Consider the following 15,849-nt stretch of genomic DNA (forward strand, 5'->3'; position numbering starts at 1 on the left):
AAATCATAAAAACAATGAGTATATTAATTAAAGACACGACAAAAGAAGAACGCCTCAAAATCGTTTTAGAAGCCCTCGGCATGGATGCCGGTGGATGTGAAGACTATGACGAAAGCGTGGTCGACGATATCTATCTTGACTATATCGAAGGTAAGAAAGAGATTGCACAGATTAATCGTGAATGTAGTGAAAAACTAGCTGGTACTGTACATTAAGTATCAGCTAGCTTTCAGCTTTCAATATACGGGAAAAGAGCGAAAACGTTAATGATTATCAATAAAACAAAAGATATAGGTTGAAATACGAATACATATCACTATTAATATGTATATTTGTCTTGAACAACCTTTAAAGTATATTTCTATCACATAGATTATTCGCATTTCATAATTTTATAATATCATTCAAAACCAAACATTAGCATCAAAATGAAAAAAATAGTAGTACTTATAGTTATAGCAATTGTTGTTACTATATATTATTGTTGTAACAACAATATCGAAGCATCGGCTAAAGGCCGATTACAATATTTACATGAAAACCCAGATGACCCTGCGTGGCATGAATTTCATATCAATCCCTCTACCAAGGATATCCTCAAAGACATCAAGTTGGGATTTATTGATCAAAATATTTGTACGCTAAATTACAATGTTACTGTCTTCACTCCTGAAGGCAAAACCATAATTATACCTTGTGAATATCTCTATACAGAGATGTATCCTAATCATAAGGTTTTTGACCAGCATACAGACGACAAACTGATGATAAGCGAATGCATTACGACTCTCATTCCTGAGGATAAAATCAGAATGGATGAGGAGATGATACAGAATGAAAGCATATTAAAGAAAAAGGGTATCAGCATGCGTTATCTGATGACACACTCTGTAAAAGATGTTGCCAAGACTTATCGCAAGCAGATTTTGGCATACGGTCATATCCGAGCTAATGATCCTAACTTGGAGCATTGTCTCTTATACCATGCAGCTATTCTTAAAGTAAAATTCCATGGTCGCATGATTCGCTATACGCAGCATAATGCTAATATCAGTACCAGAATTAAGAATATGTTAGGAGAATATCTATAAATAGCTTAACGCTTATCGGAGCTATCTATACGATTCCCGTAGATTATTACCTATAAAAATCGGGCACTTGCCTTACGCACGTGCCCGATTTCGCTGTTAACTATTCCTTGTTTATTAATATCCATAATTCTGATAGAGTTGTTTGGCTTCATCGCTCAATGCATGGCCAGCCTCATCTGTCAGTGTATTGAGGAAATTCACATGGAATGGCTTAATCGTCATATAATTCTGGAAATTTCCTTTTGGCTTACCCGTCTGTCCGGTAGACGTCGTGGTATTGTCTGAACTATCCCAGCTTCCTACAGCATAGGTCGTATTATTTTCATTAGCACCCATCTGATTATGCCACTGTATGCGCTCAGCCTGGAGTCCCGAATGATGAAGTCCTTCATAATATATTTCTTCTTCATTAAACTCACGGGCATACTCATTATAGATAAACTCTATAAAACGCTTCGCGTCTGTATCTGCGGTAGGAGGATAATTCTCTTGTAATGATTTTGCAGAAATTCCATCCCAATAGCTGGCATCAACCTTAATCTGTGCATAAGCGTCATTGCTTACGGTATAAGGATACACCTGCTCGTCTGCATTCAACAACTCATGTCCAGGATACAATCTGGCCAACACCTCGTTACGAGTTTCACCCGCTTTGAAAGCTGCACGATAGCGCAACTGGTTGATATCAGCAATAGCGCTGCTATAATCACCCTTTCGACCGTATGCTTCCGCACGAAGCAGATAAGTTTCAGCAAGGCGGAATACAGGCACGTCACGAGTTCCAAAGTGAGCATTCACACCACTACGGTTTGGATCATTATATTTTGTCGTACCTGGCTCACCGGTCAAAACTTGATTCTCAAGACCATAATGGTTGGTCGAAGCTCCAGAACCGAGATCGTTGACAAAAGAATATTGAGTACCTTTAGGTACAATCTGTGGACGATAATAATACTTGCCATCCTTTTTCATCCAACGAGCAAAGAGTACAAATGGTTGTGCATCAGCCTCTTCTACATCAATAGCCGTTTCTTTTGTATTTTCCAGATAGGCAAAGGCCAAATCGCCTGTTCCCATTTTATGTTCACCTGCCACAGCCTTTCTACCACCCCAAGACGCACGCTTATAGGTAGGTTGAATATGCGTATTGAAGTATTCCGCCTGAGCTTCAGTCCAAGTATATGTACCATTGCTAGCATCGTTATAGGCATAATATTTCTCGTCAGCAGCAGCACTGCTAGAAGTTCCACCATTCAAAGCTGTAGTGTATTCCAGATGGAATGAATTCTGATATCTACTATCATTGATTTTATCTGTATAGACATCAAATCCCCAGTCATTGTTATGATAGTATCCTGCCTTAGGTTGGGTCTCATTTTCCCAGGTATAATTTGGTATACCCCATTTTGCATCCACATATTTACCCGCAAAGAGCGCCACTACTCGATTACCGTAGCGATAGTTATCGGTTCCGTTACCATAAACTGCGGATAAAATAAGTTCTTTACTTCCTTCATTACTCCAGTCACCGATGCCACACTTGAAAATATTACCATAGTTACTCTCCAGTTGATATTGTCCACTCCCTATCACGGCATTCGCATAGTAAATAACCGAATCAAGATCGGTACTGACATTACCCTTATATAACTGTCCCAAATACGATTTCGCATGAGTGTTATCGATAGTTCCATCAGCATTTCTACCATATTCGCTCGTACCATACGCAGCACCCTGTGCACGATAAAGGTATAGTTTGGCCAGGAAGTGAGCAGCTGCATACTTGGTTATTCGGCCAAACTCTGAGTCACTATAGCTGGCTGGCAGATGCTCGTAAGCATAACGCAAGTCACCTATCAGAAGGCGATACAGTTCTTCTGCAGGCTGGCGCTTATAGTCGAAATTGTCTGGCATAGTCGTTACACTCGTTGTAGGAATATAGATATCACCAAAAAGTGTGTTCAGACTGAACAATACATAAGCTCTATTAAAGAGGGCTTCTGACAGTCTTCGTGCGGCATAATTTGCATCCGTGGCATAGTCGCCCACAGCATTACCCGAACGGATAGCGGTTATGGCTCGGTTACAAGCTGCCACTACAGGATAGGCATTGATGATATAGCCCGACTGCTGTTTGCTCTGCGTACCCAGGAAGGTATTACCCTGGGTAGCGATGGTACCAGAAGAAGACCAGGCTGACGAAGAAAAATTATTCACTGCTGTAGACCCACTGCAGATACCAACATCTGTACCGGTTTCAAACATGTATCCACCTTCCTGATAAGGATGACGCAGACGAACAGCATTATAAGTACTTACTATGAGCTGATCTAAACCCTGCTGAGTTTCAAAATAATCCTGAGTGATGGTACTTACCATCTCTTCTTTCAGGAAACTATCTGAGCAGCTGGTCAATGTAGCCCCCAGCGCTGTAAAATATATGATATTTTTTACGATTTTATTCATGTACTAATCTCCCATTAAAAACCTAATTTTACTCCTAATACAAAACTCTTGGTGATGGCTGTATTGTTCGTCTGTCCACCGATATGATTACTACTTGTCCATCCGGTTACATCATCAGGGTTGATACCAGCCTTAACCAGTTCTCCACCAAAGATAAACGGATTGAGCACCTGCGCATAAACTTCAGCACTGCCGAGTCCGAGCGAACGTAACTGTCTGCGCTTAAAGGTATACGACAAACCGATATTCTTCACCAGTACCATGTCGCTACGTGAATAGTTGCGTACATAGTCGTAATCAGTGGTACGTGTAGCTGTTGTAGGTTGAGCAAAGGCTGCATCAGTGTTCGTTTCACTCCAAGTATCGTTTTCTACTCTACGACCTATGGTCTGTGTCAAACCATAATACCATCCACCAAATCGACCATAGATATAGGTACTCAGGGTCCAATTCTTATATTTAAAAGTATTTGTCAAACCAGCTTCCCACTTTGGCGATTTATTGTATACCACTTTATCATCTTCATCAAAGGTACCAAAACCATTATTCTCATAATAATAAGTAGTACCATTATAAGTGAAAGATTTAGCTCCTGCAGTGTTCTCATCAACAAGAATTAGCGGCTGATCCTTAATCTTATACTGTCCTGCCAAGAAGGTTAAACCGTTAGCAGAATAAGCTGCTCTGAGCAAAGCATCCTCTTCTGTATTTTGCCAGATTCGGTCGTATTTATAGTCATAATACACGTTTAACGCTTCTCCGATAAACCAGTTATTGGCTGCCATATCTTCTTTACCATTTACAAGACTTACGATTTCCTCATGATTAGTAGAGAAACTCAAATCTGTCTGCCAGGTGAAGTTGCGTGTCTGGATATTCGTGCTTGATAATGCAAGTTCCAAACCTCTATTTTGTGTTTCACCGACATTCGAACGTATCTGTGCATATCCCGTAATCACCGGTATGCTTCGGTTCATAATGACATCGCTTGTACGAGAGGTATAGAAATCTATCGAACCATTGAGGCGTCCTCTGAATACACTGAAGTCTACACCCAGATTAAATGAAGAAGTACGCTCCCATTTCAAGTCATAATTTGGCATCACGTCTGGTTTGGCACCTGTAGTATTCGATACATTACCACCAATACCAAATGGGATACTGGCGAATTCAGAAGTTACAGAACCAGAAGTAGAATAAGCACTCACAGACGAGTTACCCGTAACACCATATCCAGCACGAAGTTTCAACTGATCGAGCCATTTTACATCCCTAAGGAAACTCTCCTCACTAGCCTTCCATGCGAAAGCTGCCGATGGGAAGAAATCCCACTTATTACCTTCTGCCAGCACACTTGCACCATCCTTTCTGCCCGTCAAAGTAAGCAGATAGCGATTCTTAAAAGCATAGTTCAGACGGGCCATATAAGAAGCACGGGTCCAGTTGGTGTAACCACTACCATAGGTCGTCTGCTGATCGTCACTATCGCCTACATCATACCATTTTGCAGTTGGATAAACGGTACCATAAGCACGCACATTGAGCGACTCTGTACGATAACGTTCTGCACTCTGCAACAGGGTGAGTCCGATGTGGTGGTCTGGAGTAATGTCTTTTTCATAGAAAATCAGATTTTCAAGTGTCCATGACAGAGATTCACTATGCTGATTATAAGCTACACCCGCTGCGGTATGTACTATTTCATAAGGATTACTCCAATTTTCACCATAGTAACTTCCATAGCGTGAACTACGGAACTGGGCACCAAAGTTGGTACGCCACTTCAGACCCTGTAAAGGAGCATAGATATGACCGAAATCAAGCTCAGCATAAGAACTAAGGTTGGTCGCATAATAGCGATATTCGTTTTCCGACTCATCGATATCCGAGAGGATGTTATGTCCTGCACTACCGCTAGTACTTCCGATAAGATAACTTCCGTCTTCATTATAAGCAGGTACCCATGGAAGTGTATTCAGAGCCAATCCATATGAATCTTTAGCTACGGCATTCGATGAGTTTTGCACGATACCATAATTTTTCAGCGAATAAGCAGCATTCAGATTCAAACCGACATTGAGCCACTGGGTAGCTTGTATACTACCATTCACATTGGCCGTTACACGGGTATAGTCTTGGTCTTTCATCGGCACTTGCTGGTCAAGATAGCCTAACGAGATATACAGTTTACTCTTGTCACTACCAGCCGACAAAGATACTTGATGATTCTGTGAGAAAGCTGTACGAGTAGCCAAATCAGCCCAGTCGGTATTCAACAGTTTCGATGAATCGTATACAGGTACCTGGTCTGCATAGCCTGCAGCTTTTTCTGCTTCTGTTGCATCACGAAGCACCACATTACCATTAGCATCATACTGATAACCAGACTTGATGACACGGTCGCACCACTCCTCTGTACCGATAAAGAGCACTTTATCACGATCAGGATCAGGAGCTGTACCATACGAACCATTATAGGTTCCACCTGTAATAGCAGCCTGTCGCTTATAGTCAAGCAGTTCACCCGCACTCATCCAGTCGGTCAGCGAGTGCAGTGTACTCCAGCTGAAAGTACCATCGTAATTGATCGTAACCTTACCTTTAGCCCCCTTCTTCGTATTCACGAGAATGACACCATTCGCACCACGCGAACCATAAATAGCAGTGGCAGAAGCATCTTTAAGTATCTCGATACTCTCGATATCACTTGGCGCGATATCCGATAGCGAACCAGCTGTAAACGGTATACCGTCTACAACGTATAATGGTGCATTATCAGCCAACAAAGAACGACTACCACGTATAAGTACACTTCCCAGTTCACCAGGACGATTATTTGAACTTACCTGTACACCAGGCGCCTTACCTTGCAGTGCCTGCAATACATTTTGCACCGGGCGTTCTGTCAGCGTTTCGCTGTTGATCTGTGTCAAAGCACCCGTCAGGTCACTCTTCTTCTGCTGACCGTAACCCACGACCACCACTTCTTGCAAGTGATTTAGATTTTCAGATAGATTTACGTCGATACCCTCATTGGTCAGTTCGTACACATCTACCTCCTCTGGATTATATCCTGTATACGAAATAAGAAGAACAGTTGGTGTATTATCCACCTTCAGACGAAACTTACCATCGATATCTGTAACCGATGTCAGCTTATTCGCACTTTTACCTTTTACACTCACCACTGCGCCGATAATAGGCTCACCGGTATGAGCATCACGAACAGTACCTATAATATCTTGCGCCCAGGCTGATAGTTGTACCAACAGACCAGTCAGCAAAATAAGGTCCCTCTTAAGTTGTTGTAGTTGTTGTAGTTTTTTTACTTTAAATTCCATACGCTAACACTTAGATTTATAAAGTTATTCGCAAGCAGTTTATAAATGCTTTTTTCGGTGGTGCAAAGGTACGGCTGTCTGTTTGCCCACACAATCCCGTTGACATGGTAAATTATATCGCTATAATTTGGTAAAATAAAATACCACAAACTAGTTATGACGTTTTCTTTCTTCGTTGCAAAAATCATGAATCAACCGATGAAACATCATCGTGTAAAAAAATATTTTTGTAACTTTGTATCGTTTTTTAGTAAATATGAATCATGATGCCACAATACACTGACAAGGTCTTAACTATCGCTCTGCTAGTAACCTTTTTCCTCGTAACCTCTTGCCGTACGGTTAACCATACTTCCATACCTTATCAGCAGATAACGGGATGGAGCAGACACAGCAATGCTCAGGTAGCCCACTTCCTACAAACAACAGACACGATGAAAAGTCGTAAAGTAGCAGTATTCGATTGTGATGGCACACTTATCGGACAACGTCCGTATTATCTCAACGATGAGGCCTTATTCTCTTATATGGCCGCCTACCGAGGTAAAACTGACGATTTTTCCAAACAGAAATATGCACTCTTCGAAAAATTCTGCAGCGAAAAAGAAACGCTTACTGATGACGAGTATTATCAATATTATGCCCGCATGCTGAGTGGCATGACACGAGAAGAGGCTCGCCAAATCGGTATCCGTACCTATAACCGGTGCTACACTTCTAAAGTCTTCACCGATATGCAGACACTTATCACCAATCTGAAGCGCCACAATTTTGAAATTTGGGTGGTCACAGGTTCTCTAGAACTCCTTTATCAGCAGGTATGTGCCGAAGCCTTTGGTATTCCTGAAGACCATATTATCGGCATACGCATCAAAGAAGGTGCTGATGGCAAACTCATGGACGAATGTGAACGTCCACTTTCGCTCGAAGCTGGCAAGGTGAATGCTATCAAGAAGTATATAGGTGTAAAGCCACTGTTGGCTGCAGGCAATAGCCGTGGCGATTTAGAGATGATGCAATATGCCCAATCGCTAAAGATTATTCTTAATCCGAACGATACTCGCGCTTTAGACGTGCTCGGAGGAAAAACACTCAAAAAATATTGGCAGGCAGATCCTAACTGTATCGTAGAACAAGCTCTCGATATCGACGATGGCTATCCGTATTTCTGCCACACCATCAACCTTCCTCAAAATTAAGAATAGACAAGAGATTTGATACTCTTGATTATCTTCTCGTGTGAAGCAAATTCAAGTCCATTGTCAGTAATGATTTGTTTTATATAGACTTAATTACCTTACATGGGTTACCTACTGCAATAGAGTTCGAAGGTATATCTTTCACCACTACGCTTCCAGCACCTATGGTAACATTGTCTCCAATAGTAACCCCAGGTAGAATGGTAACACTTCCACCAATCCACACATTGTCACCGATGCGAACAGACTTAGACCATTCACGGCGACTATTACGTTCCACAGGGTTGGTACTATGACAAGCCGTATAGATGCTGACATTTGGTCCTATAAAGCAATCATCGCCAATTGTTACTGGAGCTTCGTCGAGCACTGTAAAATTGAAATTAGCAAAAAACCGCTTGCCTATCCTTATCTGCTTGCCATAGTCGCAGTAGAAAGGCTGGATAATCAGAAAATCGTCATCAGCGATGTATCCCAAGAGTCCTCTCAGTATCTCTCTTGCCTTCTGTTTCTCCGAGGGTCGTAATAAGTTATAGTCATGAATAATCTCCTTTACTTCAGTCAATTCATTTATCAGCTGAGGGTCAACGGCAGAATAAATCTCACCAGCCAGCATCTTTTCTTTCTCTGTCATACTCATTATATATTATCAGAACACAAAAGTAGTAAAAAAAACTGAACCGTATGTAAACAGACGCTGCTATTTTAACCTAATCTTCTGTCTTGATATACTTGGAACAGAATATGGTAAGAGCTACAACGATGATAAATATCGTGAGAATGAAAGTCATTTCGCGGATATGATTTAAAGGTTCAACCCATATCTCATTGAAAAAGCCATTACGGGCCATAATCTCCACAAATGTCCAGAACACGATAACGGTTGCCAATGCATAACGTATATTGCGCCCCCAGGCTGCAATATGCAATTCTTTCTTCAGCATCAATATAGAAAATGCCTACACGGATACCACCTTGCAGGTTGCTAAATCTGCGATTTCTTGGCAAACAATGATTCTGCAACCAGTTGATAAAGTCGCATCCCGTCTTAGTGCAGAATACGTAAAAAAGCATGACAACCACCCACGGTCAAGATATCCCCCCTACCCATCGTATGATTGTAAAGTGCGCGAACACTATTCTGAACATTACTGTATGAACGTATATCGAGATTCTGTGAACGTTGCAGTGTCGACTTATCGTACTGATCGAAAGCATATGCCAACTCAACATAGTCATTATCAGTAATGGTCCATTCGCCCTTTATGCCAGCCGAGAAATCGCGATATCTCTCAGGTTCATTGGTTACTCGCGGAACTTGACGAAAATAGTAACTTGCATGTGCCGAAACTTTTAGCCCATCTGTAGAACGAAGCGTAAACTTGTCTTTTACACTGACCACACGATTGCTATAGATCTCACTGAACACACGTGTAACAGGACTAAAGTTTCCCACTTGCCATTTTATAGGCTTTTTCAAATGATTGTATCTTGTAATTTACAGATAAACAATTCATTAACATTTTGCAAACGTAAGTTAATGCTCTATATCAATAGTCTGCTACAGCATCTAATGGTGACAAAGCAAGTAGGATTGCTTCAAGCTCATCAACAGTCTGTGTACCTTCCATCAAATTCTCCATGGTATCAGCCACATTGATGCAGAGTTTTACTGCCAACACGTTAAGCAGATTCTTGATGATCTCCAGTGTACGGCGCCATTGAGTGAGCTCAAACAATTCTCGTCTTGTCTCACGGAACAACTCTCCAAGTGCTTCATACTGGTTGAACCGCTGGCCCAATGTCAGCACCATGTGCGTCATAAGACAGAGCGTGCAGTCGGCAATTTGCTCGTCGAAATCTGTACCCTGGTATGAGCCAAGTCCAAGATATTGCCGGCACTCCTTTATCAGCACTTCTATATTCCAGCGTATTTGGTATATCTCAAAGGCTTCCACAAACTTCATGTGGGTGTCCGTCGTGACAATAGCGTCCCAATTCTTATTCCGTCCGACTCTGATGAAGAATATCTTCACACATGTATCCCCCATCATCACCCGTTGCTCGAAATACATGCACTTATACTTGCGGCACACAACAGCCTCACGCTCGTGCAAGGATATAAGCTCATGAACATTGTATCTGCGTGAGCCGACTGCATACTTGTCCTTTCCCATGGCAAGACGGCCTACGACATGTATCGCTCCACCTGCTATCTTCCTTATAGCGCAAACCAATTGAGGCTTCACAAACCACGTGTCCATCAGTGCATAAGCAGCACAAATGCCAAACTTATAAGCCCTCTCTATCATTTTGGCTACGTTGTCATTCTTCTTGGCATCCAGTTCCTTAAAACGCTCATAGTCAGGATTGCTTTCGCTACGCTCTTTGTGGAACTGCATGGAACGTTCTTTCTTTGAGAGGCTGAAGTCTTCTTTCTTTCCTGCTTCCCGATGCATAGATAAGTCTACTGTATATGTACTGCGTCCATCGAAGAATGCGAGCAGGAGCAGCTTGTAACCGAGTACACACTTGCCAAGGACATGGTCAAACACTCGACTAAGCCCCTCGAAGTGTAGCCCGGTTTTGGTCACAGTTGTGTCATCAACAATATAGCATTTCGGCGCTTCGGTCTCCTCTGCATTTTCTTTGCGTACTATGCTTTGAAAACGCCGTGCCATAGATAGCTGCAGAATCTGCCAGTTCATTTCCGAACGAGCCAACAGACGGTAGAAGCAATTTTTGCCGACCTCAAGAACACCATGGAACTTTGTTAGTGACAAGGAGCCTATTGTCTCACCAAGAATACGGAAAACCATCATGGCCAGAATCTGCTCTGCCATATCTCGCCCGCGCATTTTGTCCAAAGAGTGTTTGGAGAGGATTCTGCCTATGCCAAAACACCTCATGAAGTGCATTATTGCGTCACTAGTCTCACTTTTAACACTCAATATCTTGGTCAACTCACCGATTTTGTTTAATTTTGCAAACATATAAGGAATGTTTAATTGTTTATGTATCAATGATTTATTTGCACTACAAAGATACAAAAACTTTTGGACATTCCTTCTTTTTTCCTTGTGTTTTAAGGCCTTAAGTACGATTTATATGCAAGTGGGAAACTTTAGTACCATTATTGCCTATGACAAAGATCGTACATATCAGGCGCTTTCCCGTCAAGGGTGGTTTCTATGCCATCAACCTCTTCAGTATTATCTTCACCATACAGGAGCTCAGTGCCGTGGAGCTTAACCATGAGCGCATTCATACCGCCCACCAACGGGAACTGTTCTTTGTCGGATTCTATCTTTGGTATGTTGTCGAGTGGCTCTTCCTCCTTGTCAAATTTCGCAATGGCATCAAGGCCTACTTCAACATCCGTTTCGAAAAAGAGGCCTACAACCATCAAAGCGATTTGAACTACCTGAAGCATCGGCATCGGTACCACTACCGATAAGAACAACTCCTCATCAATTAAGTATGAATACTTTTATGAACTGAAGACGATAGCACCTCATTGCAATATAGGAGAAAGATATTTGGCCATGAGATAACCGCCGACAATCAGCCAACCATAGAGGACTGCGGCTAAAACAAACGGTTTGAATCCGGCTTTCTTGAACTTGTCGATACTCGTTTCAGCACCGAGAGCCGTCATGGCCATGGTGAGCAGGAAAGTGTCGAAGGTGTTGATGAGCGACACAGCATTGGAGGGTAGCAGGGAGAGCGAGTTGAACCCTATGACAACAAGAAACAGCAGCGCAAACCATGGTATGGTGATAGTGCTCTTCTGCGCGCCACCACCACGGCTGCGCACGCCACGAGCCACGAAGAAGGCCACGACAAGCAGAACGGGCACGAGCATCATAACGCGGATCATCTTCACGATGATGGCCGTGTTGCTCACCGCCGTACCCATGGCATTGCCCGCACCCACCACGTGGGCTACCTCATGAATGGTGCTGCCGGTGAAGATGCCCATCTCATCGGGTGAGAGATTGAAGATGCCACAACGGTACAATATAGGATAGAGAAACATCGAGAGCGTTCCGAAGATGACAACAGTGGCCACAGCAACAGCGGTCTTATACGGTTTCGGACGTATGGCGCCGTCGACACCCATCACCGCCGCAGCACCACAGATGGCACTGCCACACGATGTGAGCAGGGCGATGCTACGGTCCATCTTCAGCAGTTTGCCGATGATGATACCGAGGCCGATGGTTACCCCAACGACGATGGCATCAATGACGATGGCAGGGATTCCCACCTGCATGACATCCTGAAAGCTAAGCTTGAAACCGTAGAGGATGATACCTAATCGCAGTATACGCTTACTACAAAAGCTGATACCCGGTACCCACGTGTCAGGCAGGTTGTTGCGCAGACTGTTGGCATAGAGCATGCCCAAGACAATACCCACGACCATTGGACTCAGCGACAGAGCCTTGACCCAGTTCATGTCGCCAACATAGAAAGCGGCACACGAGAAGAGTGCCATCAGCAGCACGCCGTGAAGCATACTGCTACGTTGTTCTGATAATCTCATTTTTCTTCTTACTTTATGAATTTTCCGCCTGCAAAGGTAAGAAGAAAAAGCCGCTGACAATTATACAGAATAACTATGACTTATAACTTGAAGTTATGAAGTGCTTGAATTTCGACTGCAACTTTGGTGAGGCTCCCTGTTTCTCAACGAAGCAGAACTGGCGTTCAAATTTCAGATGTTCAATGTCCACAATCTTGAAAATGTTGGCATATATCTGGTCGCGCACCGCCTGTATGCTGACAATGCCCATCGCATCGGTATGCTCCACGTAGTGCTTGATGCCCTCGGTAGTACCAAGGTTCATTTCTATATTCAGATCGGTGAGTGCAATGTGCTTTGTCTCAAGTGCTTTCTGTAACACATCTAGGGAGCCCGAACCGAACTCGCGCAGTACGAGCGGTACTGTCCTAAGTCGCTCCATTGTGATGGTGTCGTACTTAGCCAAACGTCCGCCAGTCCTGACAATGGGCACAAGCTCGTCGTCCATAAACGGATGGTATTTCAGCTCAGGCCGTCTGACAATACCCTCAACCATGCCTAAGTCGATGCGCCCCTCGCGTAGGGCAGTCTCCACCTCCCGACTGTTGCCGCTGAGCATTGTGATGCGAATATCGGGAAAACGCTTGTGGAAGTCGGCGATGATGCCCGGCAAGACATACTGCGATATCGTGGTGCTGGCCCCAACGCGCAGTTCGCCGGCTACCTTCTCTTGTAGGGAGTTCATGTCGTAGTCCATCTGCTGATAGTCCTGCTGTATTTTTCTTGCGTGATCAAGGAGTAGCTGACCGGCATGGGTGAGCTGTATGCGGTTACCCAGTCGGTCGAAGAGCCGGCAGTTATACTCCCGCTCCAGCTCCTGGATATGCTTACTGATGGCGGGCTGACTGATGAAGAGCTCCTGTGAGGCCTTAGTGAAGCTAAGGTTCATCGCCGCGCTTAGGAATACTTTTAGACGTATATCTATCATGTCTCAACGGGTTTGGTTTCTGTGGCAAAGGTAAACATTATTCCAGTGATAGAGGTAAACTTTTCTGTTATTATCGTCTCCTACAGTAATTTTTTGTGGTTTGTCTGTATTTCTTTGTATTTCAACACTATAAAGTTACAACAAATTTCGCTAATCACCAAATTTATAAGCACTTATAATTCATCGAACTCACGTTAACTTATGTTTGCAAAATGTTAAATCATTGATTATCTGCAATTAACGAGATTACGTCATTGGGAAAAGCCCATAAAATGGGAAGTGGGAAACTTTAGTAACAGGATTCGCATTGCTGTTCACCTTGTAGTTATCCATATCACTGAAATTGGTAGAGAGCGTATTAGACCAGTGGTTACGATACATGCTGAAGATGCCTCCATAACGCTGACTGTTGTGGCAGCCCCATCGAGCATCGAGATGCAAATTAAAAATATAAAAAGTGTTAAATCGTTCAAAACGTAACATATGTTACCATCCAATAAATACATAAAAATTACTTTTGCGCCATCTTAAAAAGTTAAATAGGAAAAAAGATGACAGAATTTAAACAAGTAATCAATGAAGCTCAAGAATGGCCTATGAACAAGTTGGTAAACTACATTATAAACAATTACCACGAGGGATGCGTGATGTATGTAGATGCAATGCGACGTGAAGCAGATATGTTGAAAAATTTAGATGGTACCGTAGATATGCAGCATGTGGTAACTCTTTTGAGTGAGAGTTTCAACGACCTATCAAACCATTTCCAGAAGGAAGAGAGCATACTTTTTCCATACATTTGTAAACTCCAGACAACTATAGACAGCGGAAGTGAACCACAGGCATTTCATTGCGGATCAGTACAATATCCCATCCGCGTAATGATGACGGAACACAGTGGAGAACTGGAGCGTTATGATCGTATACTAGGCATTATGAACCAGCAACTAGAACCGTTTGCATCATCAGAGCCATGCATAATGCTTACCAACAAATTGACAGCTTTTGTAGCATGGCTTGGAGAACACATTAAACTGGAAGACGAAATACTTTTTCCTCGTGCCATTGCTGCAGAGGGAATAACAACAATAGAATGAATAAATGCATGAACTGAAGATAAAACGAATCTATGAGCAGGTAGAAAAGACAGACGGCTATCGAATACTGATAGACCGTTTGTGGCCTCGTGGTATCAGTAAGAATACTGCTCATTTAGACGAGTGGGCTAAAGAGGTTGCCCCTACTCCAACACTTAGAATATGGTTTGGGCATAAGGAAGAAAATTTCGAAGAGTTTAAAACTCGATATGAAGAAGAACTGGCAAACAATCCTACAGTCAAGGCTTTTGCCTATCGGTGTATTGAGCTATTACACAATACAGATATAACTCTAGTTTATGGCGCACGTTCCAAGACATGCAACCACGCTATCATCCTTCGTGACTGGATATTGAGATAGGACTTCCAACTTCATCGACATTGTTGCAGATTGCAACAAACTAAACTCACCTCAGTACAATAGAATAGGATGTATTATATTTATAAATAAATATTTAAATACATATGAAAGCAAAAATATTTTTCCGAAAACAACATAAATGGATAGGCATAGTTGTATGCCTATTCATACTTCTATTTTGTATATCAGGCATCATACTGAACCATCGCAAGGCATTTGGCAATGTAAATGTACCTAGAAGTTGGGTACCAGAACAGTTTTAGTATCAGCACTGGAACAACGGTTTGCTTCGAGGTACACTACCATACGCTGATAATAGCGTATTGATATATGGTAAAGGAATCCACGCGGTTATGCAGGTGACCCGGAAAAACACTCAAAAAATATTGGCAGGAAGACCCTAACTGTATCATAGAACAGGCTCTCGATATCGACGATGGCTATCCGTATTTCTGCCACACCATCAACCTTCCTCAAAATTAGGTTTAATTTTATTTTACAAAAGGTGACGTGAGATTCGCATATTATCCACGAATCGTAAGTAGGGAGTGAAATACGGGAATTATGACTGCCTTTATAAACACCTATCAATCAGTGACTTGTATTTTCTTTACATTCTTAATGCTCCAAAACCCAAGGTTCTAGGGGTCAAAACCTAAGAGTTTATTCGATAAGACCATAGAGTTAACGAGGTAAACCCATAGCTAATGGAGGTTAGGAGCTTGGGTTTTAGAGCACGACTAAAAAAAAGGGATACATCTGTAAAGATTCTCTTCTA

16 protein-coding genes are annotated in these 15,849 nt (G+C 42.6%); 6 read left to right on the top strand and 10 right to left on the bottom strand.

From position 1 onward, the window contains the following. Nucleotides 1–14: 14 nt before the first annotated feature. Both L6471_RS03055 and L6471_RS03060 read left to right on the top strand, forming a co-directional pair. Nucleotides 15–215 (top strand): hypothetical protein, encoded by a 201-nt coding sequence (locus tag L6471_RS03055; protein WP_027453993.1) that lies wholly within the window; start codon nucleotides 15–17, stop codon nucleotides 213–215. Between the two features lie 213 nt (nucleotides 216–428). Then, nucleotides 429–1,091: a hypothetical protein gene (locus L6471_RS03060; protein ID WP_094447873.1), complete on the top strand. Its 663-nt coding sequence runs from the start codon at nucleotides 429–431 to the stop codon at nucleotides 1,089–1,091. 114 nt (nucleotides 1,092–1,205) lie between these two features. Here the strand turns inward: L6471_RS03060 and L6471_RS03065 are convergent, their stop codons facing one another. Beyond that, nucleotides 1,206–3,557, bottom strand: coding sequence for a RagB/SusD family nutrient uptake outer membrane protein (locus L6471_RS03065; RefSeq protein WP_094447874.1), 2,352 nt, complete (start codon nucleotides 3,555–3,557; stop codon nucleotides 1,206–1,208). A gap of 14 nt (nucleotides 3,558–3,571) precedes the next feature. Next, nucleotides 3,572–6,898, bottom strand: a complete 3,327-nt coding sequence (locus tag L6471_RS03070) for a SusC/RagA family TonB-linked outer membrane protein (RefSeq protein ID WP_237796804.1) — start codon at nucleotides 6,896–6,898, stop codon at nucleotides 3,572–3,574. Between the two features lie 263 nt (nucleotides 6,899–7,161). Between L6471_RS03070 and L6471_RS03075 the strand changes: the two genes are divergently transcribed. Next, nucleotides 7,162–8,097: an HAD family hydrolase gene (locus L6471_RS03075; protein ID WP_237796805.1), complete on the top strand. Its 936-nt coding sequence runs from the start codon at nucleotides 7,162–7,164 to the stop codon at nucleotides 8,095–8,097. Between the two features lie 79 nt (nucleotides 8,098–8,176). Here the strand turns inward: L6471_RS03075 and L6471_RS03080 are convergent, their stop codons facing one another. The 8 genes from L6471_RS03080 to L6471_RS03115 form a co-directional block, all read right to left on the bottom strand. Continuing rightward, the gene (locus tag L6471_RS03080; RefSeq protein WP_006281503.1) at nucleotides 8,177–8,737 is read right to left on the bottom strand and encodes a sugar O-acetyltransferase; all 561 of its coding nucleotides are present in this window, start codon (nucleotides 8,735–8,737) and stop codon (nucleotides 8,177–8,179) included. A 70-nt stretch (nucleotides 8,738–8,807) separates the two neighbouring features. Then, on the bottom strand, nucleotides 8,808–9,041 hold the full coding sequence (locus L6471_RS03085; protein WP_094447877.1) for a hypothetical protein: 234 nt from the start codon (nucleotides 9,039–9,041) through the stop codon (nucleotides 8,808–8,810). Between the two features lie 104 nt (nucleotides 9,042–9,145). Then, nucleotides 9,146–9,577, bottom strand: coding sequence for a hypothetical protein (locus L6471_RS03090; protein WP_144263785.1), 432 nt, complete (start codon nucleotides 9,575–9,577; stop codon nucleotides 9,146–9,148). A 70-nt stretch (nucleotides 9,578–9,647) separates the two neighbouring features. After that, on the bottom strand, nucleotides 9,648–11,090 hold the full coding sequence (locus L6471_RS03095; protein WP_094447879.1) for an IS4 family transposase: 1,443 nt from the start codon (nucleotides 11,088–11,090) through the stop codon (nucleotides 9,648–9,650). Between the two features lie 140 nt (nucleotides 11,091–11,230). Next, on the bottom strand, nucleotides 11,231–11,560 hold the full coding sequence (locus tag L6471_RS03100) for a hypothetical protein (protein WP_179226423.1): 330 nt from the start codon (nucleotides 11,558–11,560) through the stop codon (nucleotides 11,231–11,233). A gap of 51 nt (nucleotides 11,561–11,611) precedes the next feature. Further along, nucleotides 11,612–12,646 carry a YeiH family protein gene (locus L6471_RS03105; RefSeq protein ID WP_094447881.1) on the bottom strand — a complete coding sequence of 345 codons (1,035 nt, stop codon included), beginning with the start codon at nucleotides 12,644–12,646 and terminating at the stop codon, nucleotides 11,612–11,614. A gap of 73 nt (nucleotides 12,647–12,719) precedes the next feature. Beyond that, nucleotides 12,720–13,613, bottom strand: coding sequence for a LysR substrate-binding domain-containing protein (locus L6471_RS03110; RefSeq protein ID WP_094447882.1), 894 nt, complete (start codon nucleotides 13,611–13,613; stop codon nucleotides 12,720–12,722). Nucleotides 13,614–13,859: 246 nt separating this feature from the next. Continuing rightward, nucleotides 13,860–14,096 (bottom strand): hypothetical protein, encoded by a 237-nt coding sequence (locus L6471_RS03115; RefSeq protein WP_144263786.1) that lies wholly within the window; start codon nucleotides 14,094–14,096, stop codon nucleotides 13,860–13,862. A gap of 68 nt (nucleotides 14,097–14,164) precedes the next feature. Here L6471_RS03115 and L6471_RS03120 point away from each other — a divergent pair, with 68 nt between their 5' ends. From L6471_RS03120 to L6471_RS14230, 3 genes are all read left to right on the top strand, one after another. Next, a complete protein-coding gene (locus L6471_RS03120) occupies nucleotides 14,165–14,710 on the top strand; it encodes a hemerythrin domain-containing protein (protein ID WP_074548944.1) in 546 nt (181 codons plus the stop codon). Between the two features lie 4 nt (nucleotides 14,711–14,714). Next, nucleotides 14,715–15,071: a DUF488 domain-containing protein gene (locus tag L6471_RS03125; RefSeq protein WP_006281499.1), complete on the top strand. Its 357-nt coding sequence runs from the start codon at nucleotides 14,715–14,717 to the stop codon at nucleotides 15,069–15,071. 104 nt (nucleotides 15,072–15,175) lie between these two features. Next, the gene (locus tag L6471_RS14230) at nucleotides 15,176–15,334 is read left to right on the top strand and encodes a PepSY-associated TM helix domain-containing protein (RefSeq protein WP_144263787.1); all 159 of its coding nucleotides are present in this window, start codon (nucleotides 15,176–15,178) and stop codon (nucleotides 15,332–15,334) included. Nucleotides 15,335–15,849: the final 515 nt, after the last annotated feature.

The sequence above is a fragment of the Segatella bryantii genome (assembly GCF_022024215.1).
Lineage (GTDB): Bacteria > Bacteroidota > Bacteroidia > Bacteroidales > Bacteroidaceae > Prevotella > Prevotella bryantii.

Excerpts from the sequence above, each read along its gene's own strand:
- L6471_RS03055 (WP_027453993.1), top strand. The coding sequence starts at position 15 with ATGAGTATATTAATTAAAGACACGACAAAAGAAGAACGCCTCAAAATC.
- L6471_RS03060 (WP_094447873.1), top strand. The coding sequence starts at position 429 with ATGAAAAAAATAGTAGTACTTATAGTTATAGCAATTGTTGTTACTATA.
- L6471_RS03065 (WP_094447874.1), bottom strand. The coding sequence starts at position 3,557 with ATGAATAAAATCGTAAAAAATATCATATATTTTACAGCGCTGGGGGCT.
- L6471_RS03070 (WP_237796804.1), bottom strand. The coding sequence starts at position 6,898 with ATGGAATTTAAAGTAAAAAAACTACAACAACTACAACAACTTAAGAGG.
- L6471_RS03075 (WP_237796805.1), top strand. The coding sequence starts at position 7,162 with ATGATGCCACAATACACTGACAAGGTCTTAACTATCGCTCTGCTAGTA.
- L6471_RS03080 (WP_006281503.1), bottom strand. The coding sequence starts at position 8,737 with ATGAGTATGACAGAGAAAGAAAAGATGCTGGCTGGTGAGATTTATTCT.
- L6471_RS03085 (WP_094447877.1), bottom strand. The coding sequence starts at position 9,041 with ATGCTGAAGAAAGAATTGCATATTGCAGCCTGGGGGCGCAATATACGT.
- L6471_RS03095 (WP_094447879.1), bottom strand. The coding sequence starts at position 11,090 with ATGTTTGCAAAATTAAACAAAATCGGTGAGTTGACCAAGATATTGAGT.
- L6471_RS03105 (WP_094447881.1), bottom strand. The coding sequence starts at position 12,646 with ATGAGATTATCAGAACAACGTAGCAGTATGCTTCACGGCGTGCTGCTG.
- L6471_RS03110 (WP_094447882.1), bottom strand. The coding sequence starts at position 13,613 with ATGATAGATATACGTCTAAAAGTATTCCTAAGCGCGGCGATGAACCTT.
- L6471_RS03115 (WP_144263786.1), bottom strand. The coding sequence starts at position 14,096 with ATGTTACGTTTTGAACGATTTAACACTTTTTATATTTTTAATTTGCAT.
- L6471_RS03120 (WP_074548944.1), top strand. The coding sequence starts at position 14,165 with ATGACAGAATTTAAACAAGTAATCAATGAAGCTCAAGAATGGCCTATG.
- L6471_RS03125 (WP_006281499.1), top strand. The coding sequence starts at position 14,715 with ATGCATGAACTGAAGATAAAACGAATCTATGAGCAGGTAGAAAAGACA.
- L6471_RS14230 (WP_144263787.1), top strand. The coding sequence starts at position 15,176 with ATGAAAGCAAAAATATTTTTCCGAAAACAACATAAATGGATAGGCATA.